This is a genomic window from Paracidovorax avenae ATCC 19860 (genome assembly GCF_000176855.2).
Classification (GTDB): Bacteria; Pseudomonadota; Gammaproteobacteria; order Burkholderiales; family Burkholderiaceae_C; genus Paracidovorax; species Paracidovorax avenae.
Genome location: NC_015138.1, coordinates 2,402,844 through 2,427,082 on the forward strand (window position 1 = coordinate 2,402,844; position 24,239 = coordinate 2,427,082).

General features: G+C 67.1%; 24 protein-coding genes. 14 read left to right on the top strand and 10 right to left on the bottom strand.

Annotation, left to right across the window (positions count from 1 at the left end):
• Window positions 1-28: 28 nt before the first annotated feature.
• The 3 genes from katG to ACAV_RS10645 all read left to right on the top strand — a co-directional run bounded on the left by katG (window position 29) and on the right by ACAV_RS10645 (window position 5,300).
• On the top strand, window positions 29-2,260 hold the full coding sequence (gene katG, locus ACAV_RS10635; protein WP_013594578.1) for a catalase/peroxidase HPI: 2,232 nt from the start codon (window positions 29-31) through the stop codon (window positions 2,258-2,260).
• Window positions 2,261-2,447: 187 nt separating this feature from the next.
• Window positions 2,448-3,923, top strand: a complete 1,476-nt coding sequence (locus ACAV_RS10640) for a YdgA family protein (RefSeq protein ID WP_013594579.1) — start codon at window positions 2,448-2,450, stop codon at window positions 3,921-3,923.
• 96 nt (window positions 3,924-4,019) lie between these two features.
• Entirely contained in the window at window positions 4,020-5,300 is a 1,281-nt protein-coding gene (locus ACAV_RS10645; RefSeq protein WP_013594580.1) for an NAD(P)/FAD-dependent oxidoreductase, read from the top strand.
• A 36-nt stretch (window positions 5,301-5,336) separates the two neighbouring features.
• Here the strand turns inward: ACAV_RS10645 and ACAV_RS10650 are convergent, their stop codons facing one another.
• Together ACAV_RS10650 and ACAV_RS10655 are read right to left on the bottom strand one after the other, a co-directional pair.
• Complete coding sequence (locus ACAV_RS10650; protein ID WP_244875533.1) at window positions 5,337-6,230, bottom strand: hypothetical protein; 894 nt, start codon at window positions 6,228-6,230, stop codon at window positions 5,337-5,339.
• Window positions 6,231-6,347: 117 nt separating this feature from the next.
• Window positions 6,348-6,893: a PAS and helix-turn-helix domain-containing protein gene (locus tag ACAV_RS10655; protein WP_013594582.1), complete on the bottom strand. Its 546-nt coding sequence runs from the start codon at window positions 6,891-6,893 to the stop codon at window positions 6,348-6,350.
• A 79-nt stretch (window positions 6,894-6,972) separates the two neighbouring features.
• Between ACAV_RS10655 and ACAV_RS10660 the strand changes: the two genes are divergently transcribed.
• From ACAV_RS10660 to ACAV_RS10670, 3 genes are all read left to right on the top strand, one after another.
• On the top strand, window positions 6,973-7,788 hold the full coding sequence (locus ACAV_RS10660) for a CoA transferase subunit A (RefSeq protein ID WP_013594583.1): 816 nt from the start codon (window positions 6,973-6,975) through the stop codon (window positions 7,786-7,788).
• A 1-nt stretch (window position 7,789) separates the two neighbouring features.
• The gene (locus ACAV_RS10665; RefSeq protein ID WP_013594584.1) at window positions 7,790-8,431 is read left to right on the top strand and encodes a 3-oxoacid CoA-transferase subunit B; all 642 of its coding nucleotides are present in this window, start codon (window positions 7,790-7,792) and stop codon (window positions 8,429-8,431) included.
• Between the two features lie 189 nt (window positions 8,432-8,620).
• Window positions 8,621-9,130 (top strand): chemotaxis protein CheW, encoded by a 510-nt coding sequence (locus ACAV_RS10670; protein ID WP_013594585.1) that lies wholly within the window; start codon window positions 8,621-8,623, stop codon window positions 9,128-9,130.
• A 32-nt stretch (window positions 9,131-9,162) separates the two neighbouring features.
• On the opposite strand, the gene ACAV_RS10675 is transcribed toward ACAV_RS10670, so the two are convergent.
• Window positions 9,163-10,392, bottom strand: a complete 1,230-nt coding sequence (locus ACAV_RS10675; protein WP_013594586.1) for a GNAT family N-acetyltransferase — start codon at window positions 10,390-10,392, stop codon at window positions 9,163-9,165.
• Between the two features lie 294 nt (window positions 10,393-10,686).
• Between ACAV_RS10675 and ACAV_RS10680 the strand changes: the two genes are divergently transcribed.
• Window positions 10,687-12,339 carry an NAD+ synthase gene (locus ACAV_RS10680; RefSeq protein ID WP_013594587.1) on the top strand — a complete coding sequence of 551 codons (1,653 nt, stop codon included), beginning with the start codon at window positions 10,687-10,689 and terminating at the stop codon, window positions 12,337-12,339.
• A gap of 87 nt (window positions 12,340-12,426) precedes the next feature.
• Window positions 12,427-12,765, top strand: a complete 339-nt coding sequence (locus tag ACAV_RS10685) for a P-II family nitrogen regulator (RefSeq protein ID WP_013594588.1) — start codon at window positions 12,427-12,429, stop codon at window positions 12,763-12,765.
• Between the two features lie 47 nt (window positions 12,766-12,812).
• Here the strand turns inward: ACAV_RS10685 and ACAV_RS10690 are convergent, their stop codons facing one another.
• The 7 genes from ACAV_RS10690 to ACAV_RS24615 form a co-directional block, all read right to left on the bottom strand.
• The gene (locus tag ACAV_RS10690; RefSeq protein WP_013594589.1) at window positions 12,813-13,406 is read right to left on the bottom strand and encodes an LOG family protein; all 594 of its coding nucleotides are present in this window, start codon (window positions 13,404-13,406) and stop codon (window positions 12,813-12,815) included.
• Complete coding sequence (locus ACAV_RS10695; protein ID WP_013594590.1) at window positions 13,403-13,795, bottom strand: diacylglycerol kinase; 393 nt, start codon at window positions 13,793-13,795, stop codon at window positions 13,403-13,405. Before ACAV_RS10695 ends, ACAV_RS10690 begins: the two co-directional genes overlap by 4 nt.
• Before the next feature lie 99 nt (window positions 13,796-13,894).
• The gene (locus ACAV_RS10700; RefSeq protein ID WP_013594591.1) at window positions 13,895-14,335 is read right to left on the bottom strand and encodes an RDD family protein; all 441 of its coding nucleotides are present in this window, start codon (window positions 14,333-14,335) and stop codon (window positions 13,895-13,897) included.
• Between the two features lie 118 nt (window positions 14,336-14,453).
• Entirely contained in the window at window positions 14,454-15,335 is an 882-nt protein-coding gene (locus ACAV_RS10705) for a DUF3106 domain-containing protein (protein WP_013594592.1), read from the bottom strand.
• A gap of 13 nt (window positions 15,336-15,348) precedes the next feature.
• The gene (locus ACAV_RS10710) at window positions 15,349-15,813 is read right to left on the bottom strand and encodes a DUF3619 family protein (RefSeq protein WP_013594593.1); all 465 of its coding nucleotides are present in this window, start codon (window positions 15,811-15,813) and stop codon (window positions 15,349-15,351) included.
• Window positions 15,810-16,379, bottom strand: a complete 570-nt coding sequence (locus ACAV_RS10715) for an RNA polymerase sigma factor (RefSeq protein WP_013594594.1) — start codon at window positions 16,377-16,379, stop codon at window positions 15,810-15,812. Before ACAV_RS10715 ends, ACAV_RS10710 begins: the two co-directional genes overlap by 4 nt.
• Window positions 16,380-16,455: 76 nt before the next feature.
• Window positions 16,456-16,602, bottom strand: coding sequence for a hypothetical protein (locus tag ACAV_RS24615; RefSeq protein WP_157768759.1), 147 nt, complete (start codon window positions 16,600-16,602; stop codon window positions 16,456-16,458).
• A 69-nt stretch (window positions 16,603-16,671) separates the two neighbouring features.
• Here ACAV_RS24615 and ACAV_RS10720 point away from each other — a divergent pair, with 69 nt between their 5' ends.
• The 6 genes from ACAV_RS10720 to ACAV_RS10745 all read left to right on the top strand — a co-directional run bounded on the left by ACAV_RS10720 (window position 16,672) and on the right by ACAV_RS10745 (window position 24,164).
• Complete coding sequence (locus ACAV_RS10720; protein ID WP_013594596.1) at window positions 16,672-18,468, top strand: acetolactate synthase 3 catalytic subunit; 1,797 nt, start codon at window positions 16,672-16,674, stop codon at window positions 18,466-18,468.
• Window positions 18,469-18,607: 139 nt separating this feature from the next.
• Window positions 18,608-19,099 carry an acetolactate synthase small subunit gene (gene ilvN / locus ACAV_RS10725; protein ID WP_011796185.1) on the top strand — a complete coding sequence of 164 codons (492 nt, stop codon included), beginning with the start codon at window positions 18,608-18,610 and terminating at the stop codon, window positions 19,097-19,099.
• Between the two features lie 56 nt (window positions 19,100-19,155).
• Window positions 19,156-20,172 (top strand): ketol-acid reductoisomerase, encoded by a 1,017-nt coding sequence (ilvC, locus tag ACAV_RS10730; protein ID WP_013594597.1) that lies wholly within the window; start codon window positions 19,156-19,158, stop codon window positions 20,170-20,172.
• A 206-nt stretch (window positions 20,173-20,378) separates the two neighbouring features.
• Window positions 20,379-21,212 (top strand): CDP-diacylglycerol--serine O-phosphatidyltransferase, encoded by an 834-nt coding sequence (gene pssA / locus ACAV_RS10735; RefSeq protein WP_013594598.1) that lies wholly within the window; start codon window positions 20,379-20,381, stop codon window positions 21,210-21,212.
• A gap of 181 nt (window positions 21,213-21,393) precedes the next feature.
• On the top strand, window positions 21,394-22,932 hold the full coding sequence (locus ACAV_RS10740; protein ID WP_013594599.1) for a 2-isopropylmalate synthase: 1,539 nt from the start codon (window positions 21,394-21,396) through the stop codon (window positions 22,930-22,932).
• A gap of 116 nt (window positions 22,933-23,048) precedes the next feature.
• The gene (locus ACAV_RS10745) at window positions 23,049-24,164 is read left to right on the top strand and encodes a serine hydrolase (RefSeq protein ID WP_013594600.1); all 1,116 of its coding nucleotides are present in this window, start codon (window positions 23,049-23,051) and stop codon (window positions 24,162-24,164) included.
• Window positions 24,165-24,239: the final 75 nt, after the last annotated feature.

Sequence of the window (24,239 nt, forward strand, 5' to 3'; positions counted from 1 at the left end):
TGCTCATCCATTCACAGAGGAGTGCCCCATGACGCAAGACGCAACCAAGTGCCCGTTCCACGCAGCCGCTGCCAACGGTGGCACGATCAACAAGGACTGGTGGCCCAACCAGCTGCGCCTCGACCTCCTCAGCCAGCACTCGGGCAAAACCGATCCCTTGGGCGGCTCCTTCAATTATGCCGAGGAGTTCAAGAAGCTGGACTACGAAGGCCTCAAGCGCGACCTGCGCGCCCTCATGACGGATTCACAGGACTGGTGGCCCGCCGACTTCGGCCACTACGGCCCGCAGTTCGTCCGCATGGCCTGGCATGCCGCCGGCACCTACCGCACGGGCGACGGCCGCGGCGGCGCGGGCCGGGGCCAGCAGCGCTTCGCCCCCCTCAACAGCTGGCCCGACAACGTCAACATCGACAAGTCCCGCCGCCTGCTCTGGCCCATCAAGCAGAAGTACGGCCAGAAAATCTCCTGGGCCGACCTGCTGGTGCTGACCGGCAACGTGGCGCTGGAAACCATGGGCTTCCGCACCTTCGGCTTCGCCGGCGGCCGCGAGGACACCTGGGAACCCGATCAGGACGTGTACTGGGGCAGCGAGAAGACCTGGCTGGGCGGCGATGCGCGCTATGGCAAGGGCACGCCGGGCGACGGCACCCTGGTGGCCGAGCCCGCAATGCACGGCCACGAGAAGGAGCGCGTGCTCGAGAACCCGCTGGCCGCCGTGCAGATGGGCCTGATCTACGTGAACCCCGAAGGCCCCGAAGGCAACCCCGACCCGGTGGCCGCCGCGCACGACATCCGCGAAACCTTCGCCCGCATGGCCATGGACGACGAGGAAACCGTCGCGCTGATCGCCGGCGGTCACACCTTCGGCAAGACCCACGGCGCCGGCCCGGCCGACCACGTGGGCCCCGAACCCGAAGCCGCGGGCCTGGAGCACCAGGGCCTGGGCTGGGCCAGCAGCTTCGGCTCCGGCAAGGCGGGCGACGCCATCACCAGCGGCTTGGAAGTCACCTGGACCAGCACGCCCGCCCAGTGGGGCAACGAATTCTTCGAGAACCTGTTCAAGTTCGAATGGGAACTCACCAAGAGCCCGGCCGGTGCCCACCAGTGGCAGGCCAAGAATGCGCCCGCCACCATCCCCGATGCGCACGACCCGTCGAAAAAGCGCGTGCCGACCATGCTCACGACCGACCTGTCGCTGCGGTTCGACCCGGCCTACGAAAAGATCTCGCGCCGCTTCCTGGAAAATCCGCAGGCCTTCGCCGAAGCCTTCGCCCGTGCCTGGTTCAAGCTGACGCATCGCGACATGGGCCCGCGCGCCCGTTACCTGGGCCCCGAAGTGCCGAAGGAAGAACTGGTCTGGCAGGACCCGATCCCGGCCGTCACCCACGACCTGGTCGATGCCGCCGACGTGGCTGCGCTCAAAGAACGCGTGCTGGCCTCGGGCCTCACCGTGCAGGAGCTGGTCGGTACCGCCTGGGCCTCGGCCTCCACCTTCCGCGGCTCCGACAAGCGCGGCGGCGCCAACGGTGCGCGCATCCGCCTCAGCCCCCAGAAGGACTGGGCCGTCAACCAGCCTGATCAGCTGGCCCGCGTGCTGCAGGTGCTCGAAGGCATCCAGCGCGACTTCAACAAGGGCGCCGACGGCGACAAGCGCGTCTCGCTGGCCGACCTGATCGTGCTGGCCGGCGCAACCGGCGTGGAGCAGGCCGCCAAGGCCGCTGGCGTGGCCGTGAGCGTGCCGTTCAATCCCGGCCGTGCAGATGCCCGCCAGGACCAGACCGACGTGGACTCGTTCGCTGTGCTGGAGCCGGTGGCCGATGGCTTCCGCAACTACACCAAGGCCCGCTACAGCGTGCCGGCCGAGGTGCTGCTGCTGGACAAGGCCCAGTTGCTGACGCTCACGGCGCCCGAAATGACGGTGCTCGTCGGCGGCCTGCGCGCCATCAACATCAACGTGGGCGGCAGCGCGCACGGCGTCTTCACCGCCACGCCCGGCGCGCTGACGAACGACTTCTTCGCCAACCTGCTGGACATGTCCACCGAGTGGAAGGCCACGGGCGACCTGTTCGAGGGCCGCGACCGCAAGAGCGGCGAGAAGAAGTGGACCGGCACGCGCGTCGACCTGGTCTTCGGATCCAACTCCGTTCTGCGCTCCCTGGCCGAGGTGTACGCCAGCGCCGACGCCAAGGAGAAGTTCGTGCGCGACTTCGTGGCCGCCTGGGCCAAGGTGATGGACCTGGACCGTTTCGACCTGCGCTGACCGCCCGGCGCGGCCATGCCGCCTGCCGCAAAGCCCGCTGCCTGCAAAGGCCGCGGGCTTTTTTCCGTCCGGGATCCGCGCCGGCGATGCCGCTTCTCTCGCCACTCCCCCTGAGTCCCCGGGTTCTGGCGGCATACTCCCGGCCGGTGCACGTGCACCTGTTTTTTTAAATGCGACGGAATCGAGAATGGACAACAAGAAAGTGGGAGTGGCAGTCGCCGTGGTGGTGGCGGTCGCAGCGGCGTACGGTGGCGCGACCTGGTACCTGGGCCAGCGCGCCCAGGCGGGCTACCAGGATGCCGTGGCCGAGTTGCGCAAGGCGCTCGGCGACGATGCGGTGGTCTCCAACGATTACGACCAGGGATTCTTCTCATCGAAGGCACGCCTGGTGATGCAATGGGCCGGGGCGCCCGCGCAAGAGGGCCGTCCTGCTTCCCCGCCGCTGCGCCTGGTGGTGGACACCGTGGTACGGCACGGCCCGCTGGCCGGCGCGCGGGTCGCAGCTGCGGTGGCGGACTACCGGTTCGCGCTGGAAGGGCTGGACGACGAAGCCCTGGCCCACCTGGACAAGGCATCCGCCCCCGTGCTGACGAGCGTGCACCATCTCACGGGCAGCCACGATGTCCACCTGCGGCTGCCTGCCGGCGAGGCGGAGGGCGGCGACGGCGTGGCCCTGCGGTGGCAGGAGATGGTGTACGACATGGCCATCGGCCGCGACGGCAGGCACTTCCAGGGCCACTTTCGCTGGCCGGAAGTCGGCCTGACAGGCATCCCCGACGCTTCCGTGCAGGCGGAGGCCGAAGAGGAGGAGGAAGAGAATGACGCCGACGAGACGGCGTCCCCCGAGCCCGTGGACCGCACGTCGATCACCCTGCAGGGCATGGAGGGCAGCTTCGACAACGTCGCCATCAGCGGGCTTTGGGGCGTGGGCGTGGGCAAGGCCGACTTCCGCGTAGGGCGGGTCGCCACCAGCGTCCATCCGGCGGCAGGTGGCGACGCCCGGCACACGCTGGACCTCAGGAACGTCGCAGGGACGTATGCCATCGATGCCACCGACGACACGCTGGGCATGACGACGACGCTGAGCACGGCTGGGCGCATCGGCGCGATCGACTTCGAGTCGATCGGCCTGGAGGAAAAGATCCAGCGCATCAGCATCGAAGCGCTCCGCAACTTCCAGCGCATGGTGCTGGATGGCTACCGCGCGGGCGGTCTCGCCGAGGCGAAGGCCACCATGGAGCAGCGGGGAACGGCCGTGCTGATGGAGAACGCGCCGCGCCTGGTCCAGGCCCTTCCCGCCTACTCGATGAAGATGAAGGCGACCTACCAGGGCCAGACGGGCCAGCTTGAATACGGCGGCGAAGTGAAGCGCGCGCCTTCCGACGCTGAGGTGGCGCAGGCGGGCTGGATGTCGGCCTTGATGAAAACCTCGGTGCTGCAGGCCACGGCGCGGGTGCCCAAGGCCTGGGCGCTGCCGCTGATGCAGTCCACGGGCCGGCCCGGTGCCCAGGCGCAGGACGTGGATGCCATGGTGGCGATGGCCCAGTCGTCGGGCTACCTGCTCCAGGAGGGCGAGTTCCTGACCAGCGCGATCCAGCTGCAGCCGGGCCAGTTGACGCTCAACGGCAAGACCCTGCCGCTGCCGTCCGGCGCGGCGCGCTGACCAAACCCTGGCATTCCGTCCGGCATGGCCGGCGTGGATGGCAAATCAGGGTTTGCCGCAATAGACTCGGACATTGCATCACTGGAGAGCCATTTCATGCATTCCGACATCGTGATCGTGGGCGGCGGGGCCGGCGGGCTGGAACTGGCAGCGCGCCTCGGGCGCAGCCTCGGTGCGAAGCAGGGCCGCGAACGCGTGCTGCTGGTGGACCGTTCGCCTTTCCACATCTGGAAGCCCACCCTGCACGAGGTGGCCGCCGGCACGCTGGACGCCCACCAGGAAGGACTGTCCTACCCCGTGCTGGCACGGCGCAACCATTTCGGCTTCGCCATCGGCGACCTGGTGGGGCTGGACACGGCGCGCAAGACCATCGAGCTGGGCGAGATCCGCAACGCCGAGGGCGAGCTGCTGGTGCCGCGCCGCACGGTGAGCTACACCCGCCTGGTGCTGGCCATCGGCAGTGGCTCCAACGCTTTCGGCACGCCCGGCATCGAGCATGCCTACCTGCTCGAGAACGTGCGCGATGCGCAGCGCTTCCATACCGACTGGCTGGGCGCCTGCGCGCGGGCCTCGTTTTCCGAAAGCCGGGCACTGTCGATCGCCATCGTGGGCGCGGGCGCGACGGGCGTGGAGCTGTCCGCGGAATTGCTGGAAGCCTATGCCGAACTGCTCGAAAGCCTGGGCAGCAGCCAGCGCTTTCGCCTGGACATCACCCTGGTCGAAGGTGGCAGCCGCATCCTGGGCGGCCTGCCCGAGAAGATTTCCGCGCAGGCCGAAGTGGCGCTGCGGCGCAAGCAGGTGCAGGTGCTCACCGGCACGCGCGTGACCGAGATCCGCCGTGGCGCCCTGGTCACCCCCAACGGAGAGATTCCTGCGGACATGGTGGTCTGGGCCGCCGGCATCAAGGCGGCGGAGGGCAATGCCCGCCTGGGCCTGGAGGTGAACCGGCTCAACCAGTTCATCGTGGACGACCGCCTGCGTACCTCGGCGCCCGACGTGCTGGCCTTCGGCGACTGCGCCGCCTGCCCGTGGGTCGATGGCAAGACCGTGCCCGCCCGCGCGCAGGCCGCGCACCAGCAGGCCGACTACCTGGCCAAGGTGCTGGGCGCGCTGCTGCGCGAGCAGGAAGTGGCCGCGCCCTTCGTGTACAAGGATTTCGGCTCCCTGGTCTCGCTGGGCGACAACAAGGGCGTGGGCAACCTCATGGGCGGGCTCGGCGGGCGCAACTTCTTCGTCGAAGGCCTGATCGCCAAGTGGATGTACATCTCCCTGCACCTGAACCACCACCGCGCCATCCTGGGCACCGGCAAGACGGTGGTGCTGGCCCTGGCACGGCTGCTGCAGCAGCGCGTGTCCGGCCGGCTCAAGCTGCATTGACGCGGCCCGGGCCCGAGCCGGGCCCGCGGCCTGCCATCACTTCGAGGTGTAGGTGATCTTGGTCATCTCGACCGTCGAGGGAACGCCGTTCGACGCCGAGTCGGCGGTTTTGAGGGTGCGACCGCGATACGGGCCGTCCGCCGCTACCCACAGCTGGTAGTTGGCCTGCACCGTGCCATCGGTCGCGGAGACTATGACCTGGTCCGTGTTGAACTTGCAGACGTTGAACGTGCCCATCGCGGTCTGCAGCGTCTGCAGGCCGACGTAAGTGAAGCGTTCCTGCACAGTGGAAGTGAACGTCGTCGTGCTGTTATCCGCTTTCGCGACGATCGTGGTCCGGGACGTGTAATTGCGTTCTACGGTCTGCCCGGGACGCATGTCGATGGGCGTGGAGATGGGTGGGTCGTTCACCAGGGTCGTGACCTGCGTGGACAGGTCCGAAACCACACCATAGACCAGCTCGTTGCCGTTCACGAGATCGCGGAACTCCCGGTTGTCTCCTTGTTCGACATTGGAGCGCGGTATGAACATCACCGGACGCGCACCGGCGAAGTCCTGCCGGGCACCGGTGGTGGTCGTGCGCGTGAACGCGATATCGGCCTGGCCCTGCATCCTGCCGATGCCTTCCTCCACGAGCACGGTGCCTTCGTTGTAGTCCGCCACGTTGTAGCAGGCGGCGGAACTGCCAGCGGACGGCGCGGGTGCCGGTGCCGGCGACGGAGAAGGGGACGGCGATGGAGATGGCGAAGGGGAAGGGGACGGAGAGGGAGATGGGGAAGGCGAGGGCGAGGGCGAGGGCGAGCTTCCAGGCGCCGGGGTCAGCTCGCCACCGCCACCACCACCGCCGCAGGCAGTGAGGGATGCCGCGGCGAATGCGGCGAACGCGGCGAAGGCCGCGGCCTTCCGGAGGGATGCAACAGAATGGGTCATGGCGATAGGAGGGCCGTGGGTGGGGAAGGCGCGAAAGGTATCTGCCAGCCCGGTAGTTACGAACCCCACCACAGGGGAGCAAATGCAACCAAGTGTTGTCCGGCCCGCTCCCCGCCCTCAGCCAACCATCAATTTCTGCACCAGATCGGCCGCGGTCGAGGCGCCGTACTTGCGCATCAGGCGCGCCCGGTAGATCTCCACCGTGCGGTGGCTGATGTCCAGCGCCCGGCCGATCTCCTTGGAGGTCATTCCGTCCAGCAGCCGCGCGGCCACCTCGCGTTCGCGGCCCGTGAGTTCGGCCTTCACCGGGCGCTGCGAACTCAGGTCCTCGAAGCTCCAGATCCCCGATTCGTGCGGGTCTTCCCGGTTGAGCGCCCGGCCCGATACGTGGCACCAGAACACCTCGCCGCTGGTCCGGCGCATGATGCGGTTGTCCGCGTAGTGGCCCTTCGCATTCAGGATGGGCTCCATGCGCCGGCCCAGGCGCTCGTACTCGTCGGCACTGGGGTAGAGAATGCGGAAGGACTGGCCGATCAGCACCTCGCGAGAGGCGCCGAACATCTCGCACACCTGGCGGTTGCAGTCCACCATGGTGCGGTTGCGCGAGATGACCAGGCCCACCGGGGCCATGTCGAACGCGAGGCGGTAATCGGCGACATCCATGGAAGTATTTAGGGAAAACTACGTAACGATATACGTAGTATCGTAGCGGCCATCCACCTTGTTGTTGAGGAGTCTCCAAGTGAACAAGCTTTTCCCCTCCGCGGCCGAGGCGCTCAAGGGCGTCGTGGCCGACGGCCAGATGCTGGCCGTCGGCGGTTTCGGGCTCTGCGGCATCCCCGAAGCGCTGATCGACGCCCTGCGCGACAGCGGCGTGAAGGGCCTCACCGTGATCTCCAACAACGCCGGCGTGGACGGCTTCGGCCTGGGCAAGCTGCTGGAGACGCGGCAGATCAAAAAGATGATCTCCTCCTACGTGGGCGAGAACAAGGAGTTCGAGCGCCAGTACCTCGCGGGGGAACTGGAGCTGGAATTCACGCCCCAGGGCACGCTGGCCGAGAAGCTGCGCGCCGGCGGCGCGGGCATCCCGGCCTTCTTCACCAAGACCGGCGTGGGCACCATGGTGGCCGAGGGCAAGGAACTGCGCGAGTTCGATGGCGAAACCTACGTGATGGAGCGCTCCCTCGTGCCTGACGTGTCGCTGGTCAAGGCGCACCGGGCCGACAAGTCGGGCAACCTGCAGTTCCGCCTCACGGCGCGCAACTTCAATCCGGCAGCGGCCACGGCAGGCAAGCTCTGCATCGTCGAGGTGGAGGAGGTCGTCGAGACCGGCGAGATCGCCCCGGACGACGTGCACCTGCCCGGCATCTACGTGCACCGCATCGTGCACAACCCGAACCCTGAGAAACGCATCGAAAAGCGCACCGTGAGCGCCGCCGCGCCCGTCGATGCCGTCGCCGCCAAGGTCGAGGCCCAGGCCGTGATCGCCCAGGCCGCCGTCGCGGCCGACATTCCCGTGGTGCCCACCGTGCCCGCCAACAAGAAAGAAGGAGCCTGAGATGCCCTGGACCCAAGACCAGATGGCCGCGCGCGCGGCGCAGGAACTGGAAGACGGCTTCTACGTGAACCTCGGCATCGGCATTCCCACGCTGGTGGCCAACCACACCGGCGACAAGGAAGTGTGGCTGCAGTCCGAGAACGGCATGCTGGGCATCGGCCCGTTCCCGACCGAGGACGCGGTGGACGCCGACCTCATCAACGCCGGCAAGCAGACCGTGACCACCATTCCCGGTTCGTCCATCTTCGGCAGCGACCAGTCGTTCGCCATGATCCGCGGCGGCAAGATCAACCTCTCGATCCTGGGGGCCATGCAGGTCAGCGAGAAGGGCGACCTGGCCAACTGGATGATCCCGGGCAAGATGGTCAAGGGCATGGGCGGCGCCATGGATCTCGTGGCCGGCGTCAAGCGCGTGATCGTGCTCATGGAGCACGTGGCCCGCAAGAAGGACGGTACTGAAGACCTGAAGATCCTGCCGGCCTGCACGCTGCCCCTGACGGGCGTCGGCGTGGTCGATCGCATCATCACCGACCTGGCCGTCATGGACGTGACGCCCGAGGGCCTGCAGGTCGTGGAACTGGCGCCGGGCGTGGACTTCGAGGCGCTGCAGGCCAAGACCGGCGTGAAGCTGCTGTCGGCCTGACTCTTACGCTGCCGTGGGGCCTTCGCAACGGCAAGCGGTCGGGATGTGTTCCGACAGTCCGCAGGGTGGGAAAATGCTTAAATGTGACCACAAGTAACGACGGGCTACCATTTTGCGCCGACAATGTGATAAACGTGCCGGATCGCGTAGCCCGGCCCCGCACCTGACCGCTTCACCAAAGGATCCGCCATGCTGTCCACCCCTTCTGCCGCCCAGCACCGCTCGGGAGCCCAAGCCGCCACTCCTCCCGCGGAGTACCTGACCTTCCGCCTGGGCCAGGAGGAATACGGCATCGACATCCTGCGCGTGCAGGAAATCCGCTCCTACGAGCAGCCGACGCGCATGGCGCATGCGCCGGAATTCATCAAGGGCGTGATCGACCTGCGCGGCGTGATCGTTCCCATCGTGGACCTGCGCCTGAAGCTCAACTGCGCGCAGGCCGAGTACACCGACTTCACCGTCGTCATCATCCTGAACGTCGGCGGGACGGTCCTGGGCGCGGTGGTGGATGCAGTGGCGGACGTGGTGGAACTCTCCGCCGAGGCGATCCGTCCCGCTCCGCAGTTCCAGGGCCAGGTGGATTCCGCCTTCGTCACCGGCATCGCCACGCTGGGCGAGCGCATGCTGATCGTCATGGACATCGAATCGCTGCTGAGCAGCTCCGAGATGGGCCTCGTGCGCTCCGTCGCGGCCAACTGACACCATCCGCCCGGCGGTCCGCCGGGCATCCCTCAGTCCCGGTGCTGCAAGCTGTCCGCAGACCGGAAGGGACTGTGCGCCTCCAGTTCCTGCAGGTAGCCCTGCACGCCCCGGCCTTCGCGGTGCAGGAAATCCTCCACCGCCGCCGCGAACCCGGGATGCGCCAGCCAGTGTGCGCTGGATGTCGCCACCGGCATCAGTGCCCGGGCCATCTTGTGCTCGCCCTGCGCGCCGCCCTCGAAGCGGCCGGCGCCATGCGCGATGCACCAGGCCAGCGGCTGGTAATAGCAAGCCTCGAAATGCAGGCAGTCCACACGCTCCAGCGCCCCCCAGTAGCGCCCGTACGCCACCGTGCGGCCGTGCGGGCCCGCATCCTCCCCCAGTGCGACCAGGCTGCAGGCGATCGGCTCGCCATCGCGCTCCGCCACGAAGAGCAGCCAGGCCTCGGGCATGTCGCGCTCCATCCGGTGGAAGAAATCGCGCGTGAGATACGGCGGATTGCCGTGTTCCCAATAGGTGCGCTCGTAGCACCGGTAGAAGAAATCCCAGTCCTGCGGGCTGATGCCGCTGCCGCGTGCCCAGCGGAATGTCACGCCGGCGTCCGCTACGCGGCGGCGCTCCTGTCGGATCTTCTTGCGCTTGTCCTGCGAGAGCGTCGCGAGGAATGCGTCGAAGGTGGCGAAGGCCGAGCCCGTGGCCGGATCGGCATTGCGCCAGTGGAACTGCACCGTCTGCCGCAGCATCAGCCCTGCCGCGCGGGCGGCCTCCACGTCCTGCGGCGCGGCGAACAGCAGGTGCAGCGACGACATGCCCGCTTCCCCGCACCACTGCACCAGCGCCCGGACGAGCACCTCGCGCGCGGCGTCGTCCACCGCCAGCAGCCGTGCACCGGGCACCGGAGTGAACGGTACCGCGACCACCGCCTTGGGGTAGTACTCCACGCCATGCCGGGCGTACGCGTGGGCCCAGGCGTGGTCGAAAACGTACTCTCCATAGGAATGGGGCTTCGCGTACAACACGCACGCGCCCACCAGCACGCCGGACCGGTGCAGCGTGCAGAACACCGGGGACCAGCCGGATTCCGGCACCGCGCTGCCGCTGTCATGCAACGCCGCCAGGTAGGCGTGCCGCATGAACGGCGTCGGTGCATCCTGGGCCTGCAGCAGGGCGTCCCATTCCCTGGCATCCACGCCATCGGGCGAGCCATGGCATTGCAGGGTGTAGTCGCCGGGGGATGGCGGAAGATCGTCAGAGGCACTCACGGGGTGGTCCGAAGGTGGAGGCAGGGAAGGGCGATGGCCTTCACTGCGGGAAGGCCGCCTGTCCATGATGGCGCAAAAGCGATCTCCCCCGCCCGCCGTGGAGATGCCCGATCCACTGCCTAAAAAGACGGCACTGCAATAAATCTGTAATCGTCACAAGGGTTTACCCGCGTCCTACAGCGCAAGCCACGGCTTATCCACAGAGTTGTCCAGCGTACGCGGGGATAACGTGGCGCGCCGTACGTGGCGGGTACGGATGACATAATCTCCCGAGTCCTTTCCCGCAGCCTTTCCATGCCATTCGTCATCAGCATCGCGCAATTCAACTTCATCGTCGGCGATGTCGAAGGCAATGCCCGCAAGATCATCTCTGCCGCCCACGAAGCCCACGCCCAGGGCGCCGCGTTGCTGCTCACCCCCGAACTGGCCCTGTGCGGCTACGCCGCCGAGGATCTCTTCCTGCGTCCCGCATTCCTCGATGCCTGCGACCGGGCGCTGCAGGACATCGCGCAGGCCACGTCGGCATGCGGTGACCTGGCGGTGGTGGTCGGCCACCCGTGGCGCAGCGTGGCCGGTGGTGCCGAGCGGTGCCACAACGCCGCCAGCGTGCTGCGTGGCGGGCGCATCGAGCAGACCTACGCCAAGCAGGAACTGCCCAACTACGCCGTGTTCGACGAGCAGCGGTATTTCGACCCGGGCACGCAACCCTGCGTGTTCGACGTGCAGGGCGTGCGCGTCGGGCTGCTGATCTGCGAGGACGCATGGTTCCCCGGGCCGGCGGCCCGCGCGGCGCAGGCGGGTGCCCAGTTGCTCGCGACGCTGAACGCCTCGCCCTTCCACCTGGGCAAGAGCGCGGAGCGCGAACAGATCATGCGCGAGCGGGTTGCGGAAACGGGGCTGCCCCTGGTCTATGCCCACCTGGTGGGCGGACAGGACGAGGTGGTCTTCGAAGGCCGTTCGTTCGCGCTGGATGCCAACGGCTTCGTCGGCGTCCGCGCTCCGGGCTTCACCGAGGCGCTGGTGCGGGTGGTGGCGCATGCCGGGGACGGCGTGCTCCGTTTCGAACCCGACGTGGCGCCCATTCCTGCGCCGGAGGCCGACCTCTGGAGCGCACTGGTGCTGGGCGTGCGCGACTACGTGGGCAAGAACGGGTTCCCGGGCGTGCTGCTGGGCCTGTCCGGCGGCATCGATTCCGCGCTGGTGCTCGCCATCGCGGTGGATGCACTCGGCGCCGACAAGGTGCGCGCGGTGATGATGCCCTCGCCCTATACGGCCGACATCAGCTGGATCGACGCGCGCGACATGGCCGAGCGGCTCGGCGTGCGCTACGACGAGATCGCCATCGCCCCGCAGTTCGAGGCCTTCAAGGCCGCGCTCGCATCCGAGTTCGCCGGGCGCGCGGAAGACGCCACCGAGGAAAACCTGCAGGCGCGCATCCGCGGCACGCTGCTCATGGCGCTGTCCAACAAGTTCGGCTCGGTCGTGCTCACCACCGGCAACAAGAGCGAAATGGCCACGGGCTACTGCACGCTCTACGGCGACATGGCCGGCGGCTTCGCGGTCATCAAGGACGTGGCCAAGACGGCCGTCTATGGCCTGGCCCGCTGGCGCAATGCGCACGACCCCTTCGGCACCGGCGCCTCGCCCATTCCCGAACGCATCATCACCCGCCCGCCGAGTGCCGAACTGCGGCCGGACCAGAAGGACCAGGACAGCCTGCCGCCCTACGACGTGCTGGACGCCATCGTCGGGCGCTACATGGAAAACGACGAGCCCATCGAGTCCATCATCGCCGCAGGCTATGCGCGCGCGGACGTCGAGCGCGTCACCCGGCTCATCCAGGTCAACGAGTACAAGCGCCGGCAAGCCCCCGTCGGCATCCGCGTCACCCGCCGCAGCTTCGGCAAGGACTGGCGCTATCCGATCACCAACCGTTTCCGGGCCTGACGGCCCGTGAGCATCCGTCCGCGGCGCAGCGGCGGCCCCCAGGGCCCGGCAGCGTCCGCCGGCATCACGTTTCGAGGAGTTCCCGCCATGAAAATGATTACCGCCGTCATCAAGCCCTTCAAGCTCGAAGAGGTCCGCGAGGCGCTGGCCGAATGCGGCGTCACCGGCCTCACGGTGACGGAGGTCAAGGGTTTCGGCCGGCAGAAGGGCCACACCGAGCTCTACCGCGGCGCCGAATACGTGGTGGACTTCCTGCCCAAGGTGAAGGTGGAGGTCGTGGTCAGGAGCGAGGACGTGGACCGCTGCGTGGATGCGATCGTCACTGCGGCGCGCACCGGGAAGATCGGCGACGGCAAGATCTTCGTAACGGAAGTCGAGCGGGTGGTGCGCATCCGCACGGGCGACCTCGACGACGCGGCCGTCTGAGGCAGAGGCATTTTCCGGTGCCGGGGCGCGCCTGACGCCTCCTGCCGTCAGATCACCGTGCGCAGCGGCACGGTATCCTGGCGGGTGCCGGCGGTTTCCACCAGCGTGCGCAGCAGCGCGTCGGGGTCGGAGCCTACCGACAGCAGCCCCATCTGCCAGTCGCTCATCAGGCCGCTGCGCACGCTATGCTGCAGGAAGTCGAGCAACCCGCCGTAGTATCCGTCCACGTCGAGCAGGCCCAGCGGCTTGTCGTGGTAGCCGAGCTGGCGCCAGGTCCAGACCTCGAAAAGCTCCTCGAACGTGCCGATGCCTCCGGGCAGGGCGACGAAGGCATCGCAGCGTTCGGCCATCATCGCCTTGCGCTCGTGCATGGTCTGCACGATATGCAATTCGTCGCAGGCCTGGTTGGCCAGCTCCTTGTCCACCAGGGCCTGCGGGATGATGCCCACGACCCGCCCGCCGGCTTGGCGCGTGGCCTCGGCCACCGTGCCCATCAGCCCGCTGCGGCCACCGCCGTACACCAGCTGCCCGCCGTGGCGGCCGATCCATTCGCCCACGGCCACGGCCGCATCGGCAAAAGCCGGGTTCCCGCCGGGGCGCGAACCGAGATACACACACAGGGAAAAAGCGGGATCTTTCATCCGTAGAACCTCTGGAACAACGCCGCGGCCCATACCGCGGCACAGAAGACCAGGCCCAGCAGCACGGCGGCGCTGCCCATGTCCTTGGCGCGCTTGGACAGCGCATGCCATTCCGGCCCGATGCGGTCGATCGCGGCCTCGACGGCGGAATTCAGCAGCTCCGTGATCAGCACGAGCACCACGCTGCCGCACAGCAGCGCTGCCTCCACCCAGCTGCGCGCGATCCAGAACGCCAGCGGAAGCAGGATGCACGCCAGGATGGCCTCGAGCCGGAAAGCCTTCTCGGACCAGCCGGCCTGCAGGCCGTGGCAGGAATGGATGGCCGCGTGCCAGATCCGGCCGAGCCCACGCCGGGCCTTGTGGGGATTGTCGAAAATCGGTGCGTTCATGCGAAAAGAAGAGGTGACCCGGCAGTATCGCGGCGGGCCATGACGGCGCCGCGGCACTGGACCAGGGGCCGGCAGGCGGTGCCGGCCGGGTTTCCGCCGTCAGGCCTGCACCAGCCGGGTGCCTGCCCAGGCATCGTGCCAGAACTGGCGCTGCGGATGGAAGCGGCTGAGGAGGGCCCAGACGGCCACCCAGCCCAGGGCGATGACGGTGATCTCGCCCGCACCCAGCCCCAGCGGGCCGACGATGGCGAGCGGTGGCAGGAACCACAGCCAGCTCAGCACGTAGCGCCAGAGCGCCCGTGCCTGCGTCACCTGGGCGCCGTGGCGGTCCCGCAGCCGGATGTGCCAGGTCTTCATGGCCAGCGTCTGGCCCTTGGCCCAGAACCAGGTGAAATAGATGCCGAAGACCACGAACAGGAATCCCATGCGCAGCGCGCGGAGGTCCAGCGCGTGGCGTGACTGGCTCAGCGAATCGAAGAGATAGCCGGAAATGAAGACCACCCCGAACATCAGGATGCCTTCATACACCCAGCAGGCCATGCGCCTGCGCAGCGATGGGGCGCGCAGGGAGGCGGACGAAGCAGGGCTGGCGTGGGGGGGCGGCGCCTCGGAGTGAGGTGTTTCGAGGCCGGAGGATGTCGTGGAGGGCATCCCCGGATTATTGCGGCGCATACTGCGACTCGCTGTCCCTGGATTCCTGGGAGGACGGTGCCGCCGCCGGTGCGGAGGGCGCAGCAGACTCGGATGCCGAGGACAGGGGTGGCAATGGCCCGGCCACTGCACTGGGCACTGCCACGGGCTGCGTCTCGACCACCGCAGCGGAAGCCGGAAGCACCGCGGCGGGGGCCACGATCACGGGCAGCGCCTGCATGGGATGGGAAGCCGGCGGCGCAGGGATCTTGGGGGCGTTGGCACGGTTCGCCGCGGCGGTCGCGGCCGGCACCCGGGCCAGCTTGCGCGGGGATATCGGGCGTATCGCGGTCGCGGCGCCCGCCGGCCGGGGCGCGGCATGGGCCGCCAGCTGCCTGCGCTCTTCCTCGCTCAGCGCCAGGTAGGCCTCCCACTGGGCGCGCTTGTCATCGACGGAGAGCTTGTTCGTCAGGGCGTAGTTCAACCGTGCCTGGCTGCGCTGCTGGCCGCTGAGGCTGGCCCAGTCGGTGATGCGGGCCTGCAGCTTCTGCTGCTCGTGCGCGGACAGGTGCGGGAACGATGCCGCCAGCGTCAGCCAGTGGCGCTTCTGCGCCTCGCTCATGGTGGCCCAGCGAACACCCAGGGGGGCCAGGGCGTGCTTTTGCGCTGCGGAGAGTTCGTTCCACGCCGGTCCCGTGCCTGCTCCGTCCGGGTCGGGGACGGCGAAGCGGACTTCGGGGCCGCGGGCCGTGTGCTTGCTGGCCAGGGCCTCGGCCGGCAGGGGCGTGCTGGGCGCCATGCCCGCCTGTTTCCACGCCTGCCAGCCCAGCACGGACAGCGCGCCCAGCAATGCGAAAGCCAGCACGGTGGCTGGCATCAGTCGTGGAGCGGCGAGCGAGGCTATGGGCATGCAGGAAAGAAAATCAACGTTTCGGGGTCTGTGCGGTGGTCTTGAGATACTGCAGGAAGCCCGGATCGGCATAGGCGGATGGCGGGAGGTCGTCGGTGAGCAGGGCCGCGTCCACTTCCGCCACCTCGTTCATGCCCTTCTCTTCCTGTGACACGTTGATGACCACGAGGCCGACGGCCAGGGCCGTCAGGGGAATGGCGGATACCAGCGCACGCCACCAGGTCCGGCCTTCTCCGCCCCCGCCCAGGGTGGCACTTCCCTTGCTTCCGAACACGGCGGTCGCGCCCGTCGTCTGCAGCACGGGGACCGACGCCACCCGCTTGCGGCGGGAAACGGCCTGGACGCGGGCGGCCCGCAGGCGTTCCGAAATGTCGTAGGGCATGTCCGCCGTGCCCTCGGACAGGCGCGCGGTGACGCGGCGGGCGAATCGCTCCGCGCCGGCTTCCTGGACGGAAAGGGATTGGGAAGTGGAGTTCATAGTTCGATTCCTCGTGCCTTCAGTGCCTTGCTGAGGGTCTGGATGGCGCGGAAACAATGGGTTTTGACGCTGCCTTCCGAGCAGCCCATGGCCGCCGCTGTTTCCGCAACATCCATCTCTTCCCAGTAACGCATCAAAAACGCCTCCCGTTGACGGGCGGGCAACTCCTGTATCTCGGATTCGATGTCCCGGAAGACCTGGGCGCGGCGCACGAGATCTTCCGCGCTCTGCGACGTCTGCCGGTCCTCGGGACCCGAATAGGCTTCCAGCAGGTCGAAATCGTCGCCGTCCTCGCCCGGCCCCTCGAAATCGCTCATGTTCGAGAAGAGCGCATTGCGGGTCTTCTGGCGCCGGAACCAGTCCAGGGTGCAGTTGGACAGGATGCGCTGGAACAGCATGGGGAGCTCCGCGGGCGGCTTGTCCCCATAGTGCTCGGCCAGCTTGAGCATGCTGTCCTGGACGATGTCCAATGCCGCTTCCTCGTTGCGCACATGGTAGAGCGAGCGCTTGAAGGCTCGCTTTTCCACGCTTTTGAGAAAGTCGGACAGTTCCTGTTCGGTCGCCAAGAGAGGTCGGGGCCCGGGAAGGGCAGGGGATGAGGGCCGCCCGGCGCGCAACGCGACGGCGGGTGTTCAGCATGCATTATCGCATCGGCGTGATGTTTTTTGGACCGGGCGCGTCGCCGCGCAGGTCGGCAGTGCCATAATCCGCCCTGCAATTCAAAAAGGCAAACGGGTCCCGGTCCGGCGCATCCATCATTTCGCCCATGTCCGAGGCCTCAAGTTCCACGCTGGTTCCACAAGAACCTTGCAAGGAGCACCCTAGGTTTTTCGTCAGAGAAATTCACAAAGGTTGATCATGGAAATCTCCAGGGCCGAAATCTCTTCGGCATCCACCGCCGCGCAGGCGGGCGGAACCCACACCTCCGCCGCTCCCCAGGACCTCATGGGGGCCGAGATCCTCATCAAGGCATTGCAGGCAGAAGGCGTGCAATACATGTGGGGCTACCCGGGCGGGGCCGTGCTCTACATCTACGACGCCCTCTACAAGCAGGACACCATCCAGCACGTGCTGGTGCGGCACGAGCAGGCTGCCGTGCACGCGGCGGACGGCTATGCGCGCGCCACCGGCGACGTGGGCGTGGCGCTGGTGACCTCCGGCCCCGGCCTCACCAACGCGGTGACCGGCATCGCGACGGCCTACATGGATTCGATTCCCATGGTCATCATCTCCGGTCAGGTGCCCACTCCGGCGATCGGCCTGGATGCCTTCCAGGAATGCGACACCGTGGGCATCACGCGCCCCATCGTCAAGCACAACTTCCTGGTCAAGGACACGCGCGACCTCGCGGAGACCCTGAAGAAGGCCTTCCACATCGCCCGCACCGGCCGGCCCGGCCCCGTGGTGGTGGACATCCCGAAGGATGTGTCCTTCCGGAAGGTGCCCTACCACGGCTATCCGCAGAGCGTGGAGATGCGCTCCTACAACCCGGTCCGCCGAGGGCATGGCGGACAGATCCGCAAGGCGCTGCAGCTGCTGCTCACCGCCAAGCGCCCCTATATCTACACCGGCGGCGGCGTGCTGCTGGGCAACGCCACGCAGGAACTGCGCACGCTGGTGGACATGCTGGGCTATCCGGTCACCAACACGCTGATGGGCCTGGGCGCCTATCCCGCGAGCTCGCCCAAGTTCCTGGGCATGCTGGGCATGCACGGCACGATCGAGGCCAACAACGCCATGCAGAACTGCGACGTGCTGCTGGCCGTGGGTGCGCGCTTCGACGACCGCGTGATCGGCAACCCCAAGCACTTCGCGCAGAACGACCGCAAGATCATCCACGTGGATATCGACCCGTCGAGCATTTCCAAGCGCGTGAAGGTGGATGTGCCCATCGTGGGCGACGTCAAGGACGTGCTCACGGAACTGATCTCGATGATCCGCGAATCCACGGTGCGGCCCGACGCGGGCGCGCTGGCCTCCTGGTGGGACACGATCGAAGGCTGGCGCCGCCGCGACTGCCTCAAGTACGACCGGGGCAACCAGGAGGTCATCAAGCCGCAGTTCGTCGTCGAGACGCTGTGGAACATGACCAGGGACGCGGACACGTACATCACGTCCGACGTGGGCCAGCACCAGATGTGGGCGGCGCAGTACTACCGCTTCGACGAGCCGCGCCGCTGGATCAATTCCGGCGGGCTGGGCACCATGGGCGTGGGCATTCCCTACGCCATGGGCATCAAGCTGGCGAAGCCGCAGAGCGAGGTGTTCTGCATCACGGGCGAAGGTTCGGTGCAGATGAACATCCAGGAACTCTCGACCTGCCTGCAGTACAACACGCCGATCAAGATCTGCTCGCTCAACAACCGCTACCTGGGCATGGTGCGGCAGTGGCAGGAGATCGAGTACTCCGGCCGCTACAGCCACAGCTACATGGATGCGCTGCCGAACTTCGTGAAGCTCGCCGAAGCCTATGGGCACGTCGGCCTGCTCATCGAGCGCCCGCAGGACGTGGAGCCCGCGCTGCGCGAGGCCCGCAGGCTCAAGGACCGGACCGTCTTCCTGGACTTCCGCACCGATCCCACCGAGAACGTGTTCCCTATGGTGCAGGCCGGCAAGGGCATCACGGAAATGCTGCTGGGCTCGGAGGATCTCTGAGCCGTTGAAGCGCCGCAGGGGCCGGCTCCCGCCCTGTCGCGCCATCCCTGCGGGTGGCGCCTTTCGACGAATCTATTGCCTGCCGAGCCTGGAGCTTACCGGTCCCAGGGGAGGGCAGCGAAAAGAGGAATCTTCATTCATGAAACACATCATTGCCGTTCTGCTCGAGAACGAGCCGGGCGCCCTGTCGCGCGTGGTGGGATTGTTCTCGGCCCGGGGCTACAACATCGAATCCCTCACGGTGGCGCCCACCGAGGATGCGTCCCTCTCGCGGATGACCATCCAGACCACGGGCTCCGATGACGTGATCGAACAGATCACCAAGCACCTCAACCGCCTGATCGAAGTCGTGAAGGTGGTGGACCTGACCGAGGGTTCCTACACGGAGCGCGAACTCATGATGGTCAAGGTCCGGGCCGTGGGTAAGGAGCGCGAGGAGATGAAGCGCATGGCCGACATCTTCCGCGGCCGCATCATCGACGTCACCGAGAAGAGCTACACCGTGGAGCTGACCGGCGACCAGTCCAAGAACGATGCCTTCCTGCAGGCCATCGACCGCACCGCCATCCTGGAGACCGTGCGCACCGGCGCGTGCGGCATCGGCCGCGGCGAACGCATTCTCCGCGTCTAGCCACGCGGCCCTTCCCCTACATCTTTTATTCACCGATTCAACCTGGAGCCAACAACATGAAAGTTTTCTACGACAAGGACTGTGACCTGAGCCTGATCAAGGGCAAGACCGTGGCCATCATCGGCTACGGCTCGCAGGGCCACGCACACGCCCAGAACCTGAACGACAGCGGCGTGAAGGTCGTGGTCGGCCTGCGCAAGGGTGGCGCGTCCTGGGACAAGGTCGGCAAGGCCGGCCTGACGGTGCTCGAAGTGAACGAGGCCGTGAAGTCCGCCGACGTCGTGATGATCCTGCTGCCCGACGAGCAGATCGCCGAGGTGTACAAGAACAACGTGGAGCCGAACATCAAGCAGGGCGCTTCCCTGGCTTTCGCCCACGGCTTCAACGTGCATTACAACCAGGTGGTGCCCCGCGCCGACCTGGACGTGTGGATGGTGGCCCCGAAGGCTCCCGGCCACACGGTGCGCTCCACCTACAGCCAGGGCGGCGGCGTGCCCCACCTGGTGGCCGTGCACCAGGACCAGTCCGGCAAGGCCCGTGACCTGGCCCTGTCCTATGCCATGGCCAACGGCGGCGGCAAGGCCGGCATCATCGAGACCAACTTCAAGGAAGAGACCGAGACCGACCTGTTCGGCGAGCAGGCCGTGCTGTGCGGCGGCGCGGTCGAGCTGATCAAGATGGGCTTCGAGACGCTGGTGGAAGCCGGCTACGCTCCCGAGATGGCCTACTTCGAATGCCTGCACGAGCTCAAGCTCATCGTGGACCTGATCTACGAAGGCGGCATCGCCAACATGAACTACTCGATCTCGAACAACGCCGAGTTCGGCGAGTACGTGACGGGCCCCGAGGTCATCAACGAGCAGTCGCGCCTGGCCATGCGCAATGCGCTCAAGCGCATCCAGAACGGCGACTACGCGAAGATGTTCATCCAGGAAGGCCGCCTGAACTACCCGAGCATGACGGCCCGCCGCCGCAACACGGCCGACCACAAGATCGAGGTCGTGGGTGCGCAGCTGCGTGCGATGATGCCCTGGATCGCCAAGAACAAGCTCGTGGACCAGACCCGCAACTGATCCCTGTCCGCCGTGGCGAGCGCCACGCGGTCCGAGGAAGGCCACCCGCCCGGGTGGCCTTTCTTTCTTTGCGGGCCCGGGTCCCGGCTCCCACGTCCCGGGCGCTCTACACTCCACGGTTTCATTCGCCTACGCCGTATATCCCATGTCCATGAATCCAATGGTTGAATGCACCGCCGCATCCGCAGCGGCCGGAGGTGCGCCCGATGCATGATGGCAAGGACGCCGCGGCCACCCCGGGCGTGATGACGCGCAAGCGCCGCAAGGGCATCTACATCCTGCCCAATCTCTTCACGCTGGCAGCGCTGTTCGGCGGCTTCTATGCCGTCGTGATGGCCATGAACGGCCGTTTCGACCTCGCTGCGGTCGGCGTGTTCTGCGCGATGGTGCTCGACAGCCTCGACGGCCGCGTGGCCCGCATGACCAACACCCAGAGCGCCTTCGGCGAGCAGATGGATTCGCTGTCCGACATGGTGTCGTTCGGCGCGGCTCCCGCGCTCATCGCCTACGAATGGGCGCTCAAGGGCCTCGGCCGCTGGGGCTGGATCGCTGCCTTCGTCTATTGCGCATGCGCGGCGCTGCGGCTCGCCCGCTTCAACGTCAACACCGGCGTGGTGGACAAGCGGTACTTCCAGGGGCTGCCGTCCCCGGCGGCCGCGGCCCTGGTGGCGGGTTTCATCTGGCTGATGACGGAGCTGGGCGTGCAGCGCGGGGCGGATGCCTGGGTGGCCTGGGGCCACATCTGCTGGCTGATGTTCGGCGTCACCCTGTACGCCGGCCTCACCATGGTGACCAACGTGCCGTTCTACAGCTTCAAGGACATCCAGATGAAGCGCAGCGTGCCGTTCGCCACCATCGTGCTGATCGCGCTGGGCATCGCGGTGGTGAACATCCATCCGCCCACGGTGCTCTTCGGCGTCTTCGTGCTCTACGGACTGAGCGGCTACGGCGTCTATGCCTGGCGCAAGGCCAAGGGACAGCACAGCAGCGTCATCAGCATCTCCACGGACGAGCCCGACGAGCGCGGCCTGCACAAGTGATGCGGGCCCGGCGCCTGCCGGGCTTGTGCTACATTGCCAGGGGAGTGCCCCCTTCCTGCGTCCAGGCACCGCAAGGCATAACCGACGAAGGCCCGCATGCACATGGCAGCGGGCCTTTTTCTTGCGGGGCCCCATACCCGGCGGGGTGGAGTGCCGGCCCACTAACGACAAGGAGCACACGATGTCCGACAAACTCATCATCTTCGACACCACCCTGCGCGACGGCGAGCAGTCGCCCGGCGCCTCGATGACCCGCGACGAGAAGCTGCGCATCGCCCGCCAGCTCGAGCGCCTCAAGGTGGACGTGATCGAGGCCGGCTTCGCCGCCAGCTCGAACGGGGATTTCGAGGCGGTGCAGGCCATCGCGCAGGCCATCAAGGATTCGACGGTGTGCTCGCTGTCCCGCGCGAACGACCGCGACATCGCCCGCGCGGCAGAGGCGCTCAAGGATGCGCAGCGCGCGCGCATCCACACCTTCATCGCCACCAGCCCGCTGCACATGGAAAAGAAGCTCCGCATGACGCCGGAGCAGGTGCTGGAGCAGGCGAAGCAGTCCGTGCGCTTCGCGCGCAATCTCGTGGCCGACATCGAATTCAGCCCGGAAGACGGCTACCGCAGCGAGCCCGACTTCCTCTGCCGCGTGCTGGAGGCCGTGATCGCCGAGGGTGCCACGACGATCAACGTCCCGGACACGGTGGGCTATGCCATTCCCGAGCTCTACGGCAACTTCATCAAGAACCTGCGCGAACGCATCCCCAACAGCGACAAGGCCGTGTGGTCGGTGCATTGCCACAACGACCTCGGCATGGCGGTGGCCAATTCCCTGGCCGGCGTGAAGATCGGCGGTGCGCGCCAGGTCGAGTGCACCATCAACGGCCTGGGCGAGCGGGCGGGCAACTGCTCGCTGGAGGAGATCGTCATGGCCGTGAAGACGCGGCGCGACTACTTCGGCCTGGAGCTGGGCATCGATACGCAGCACATCGTGGCCGCCAGCCGCATGGTGAGCCAGACCACGGGCTTCGTCGTGCAGCCGAACAAGGCCGTGGTGGGCGCCAACGCCTTCGCCCATGCCAGCGGCATCCACCAGGACGGCGTGCTCAAGGCCCGCGATACCTACGAGATCATGCGGGCCGAGGACGTGGGCTGGACCGCCAACAAGATCGTGCTGGGCAAGCTGAGCGGGCGCAACGCGTTCAAGCAGCGGCTGCAGGACCTGGGCGTGCAGCTGGAGAGCGAGGCGGACGTGAACGCCGCCTTCCTGCGCTTCAAGGAACTCGCGGACCGCAAGAGCGAGATCTTCGACGAGGACATCCTGGCGCTGGTCAGCGGCGACGCCACGGCAGGCGCCGGCGAGCGCTACGGCTTCGTGTCCCTGTCGCAGCGCAGCGAGACCGGAGAAAGGCCCCATGCCACCGTGGTCTTCACCGTCGATGGCAAGGAAGTGCACGGTGCATCGGAGGGCAACGGCCCGGTCGATGCATCGCTCAAGGCCATCGAGTCGCACGTGAACAGCGGCGCCGAGATGGTGCTGTACTCGGTGAATGCGATCAGCGGCTCCACGGAGAGCCAGGGCGAGGTGACGGTGCGCCTGCAGGACAGCGGACGGGTCGTCAACGGGGTGGGCGCGGACCCGGATATCGTCGTCGCGTCAGCCAAGGCATACCTGAGCGCGTTGAACAAATTGCAAAGCAAAGCCGAACGCGTGGCTGCGCAAGGCTGAAACTGGAATTTATAATTCAGCTACTTCATTGAGAAGGTCGCGCAAGATATTGATCTTGCGCGACTTTTTTTGCTCACATACACTGTCATACAATTTTTTGCCGCTTGGAGCATCTGATGCAAGAACGCTGCCGCATCGTCCCCCGGCTCATCCATGCGCTGGCCTTCTGCGCATTGAGCCTTGCACTGGCCGTTCCTGGAGCGCACGCGGCCGAGCGCAAGAAAGCGGGAGCGAAAAAGCCGGCCGCCACGGCCACCGCCAAGCAGCAGCGCACGGCATCGCGGTCCACCAAGGCCGTACCCCGCAAGGCCGTGACGCGTGTCAAGGCCACGCGCTCCGTTGCCAGCAGTGCCCGGCTCGCCCCCCGCGTGGCGGCCGTGGTGCCCGAACGCCAGTCCTTCGGCCAAGTCGCCGGCCTGCATTCGGTGGCCGACCCCCTCGACCTGAAGTCCAGCGTGGCGCTGGTGATCGACCAGGACACCCAGGAGGTGCTGCTCAGCAAGAATGACCACGCGGTGCTGCCCATCGCGTCGCTCACCAAGCTCATGACCGGCCTGCTGATCTCCGAGGCCAAGCTGCCCATGGATGAGCCGATCACGATCACCCAGGACGACGTCGATACCGAGAAGTTCAGCAGCTCCCGCCTGGCAGTGGGCACCACGCTCACGCGCGGGGAAATGCTGCACCTGGCCCTGATGTCCAGCGAGAACCGCGCCGCCCATGCCCTGGGCCGCACGTTCCCTGGCGGCCTGGAGGCCTTCGTGGCCCGCATGAATGCCAAGGCCCGCCTGATCGGCATGACCGAGACCCGCTACGTGGAGCCCACGGGGCTGTCCAGCCACAACCAGTCGAGCGCGCGTGATCTCGCCACGCTGGTGAATGTCGCCCATTCCGACCCGCTGCTGCGCGAACTCACCACGTCGCCGGGCTACGAGGTGGCGGTGGGCCGCCGCACGCTGCACTTCAACAACACCAACCGCCTGGTGAAGAACCCCGCGTGGGACATCGGCCTGCAGAAGACGGGCTACATCTCCGAGGCGGGCCGCTGCCTCGTGATGCAGGCCCATATCGCGGGCCGCAAGCTCATCATGGTATTCCTGGATTCCGCCGGCAAGTTCAGCCGGCTGGGCGATGCCGAGCGCGTGCGCCACTGGGTGGAGAAGCTGCCGGCGCTCGGCTCCGCCAGCACGCTGCATGCCTCGGGCGGTACGACGAGCGCGAAACTGGACTGAGCCCACGGGATTGCACCTCGCGCGGCGGCAATCCTCGCATCCCAGGCCATGCGCTGAACGGCGCATGGCCTTTTT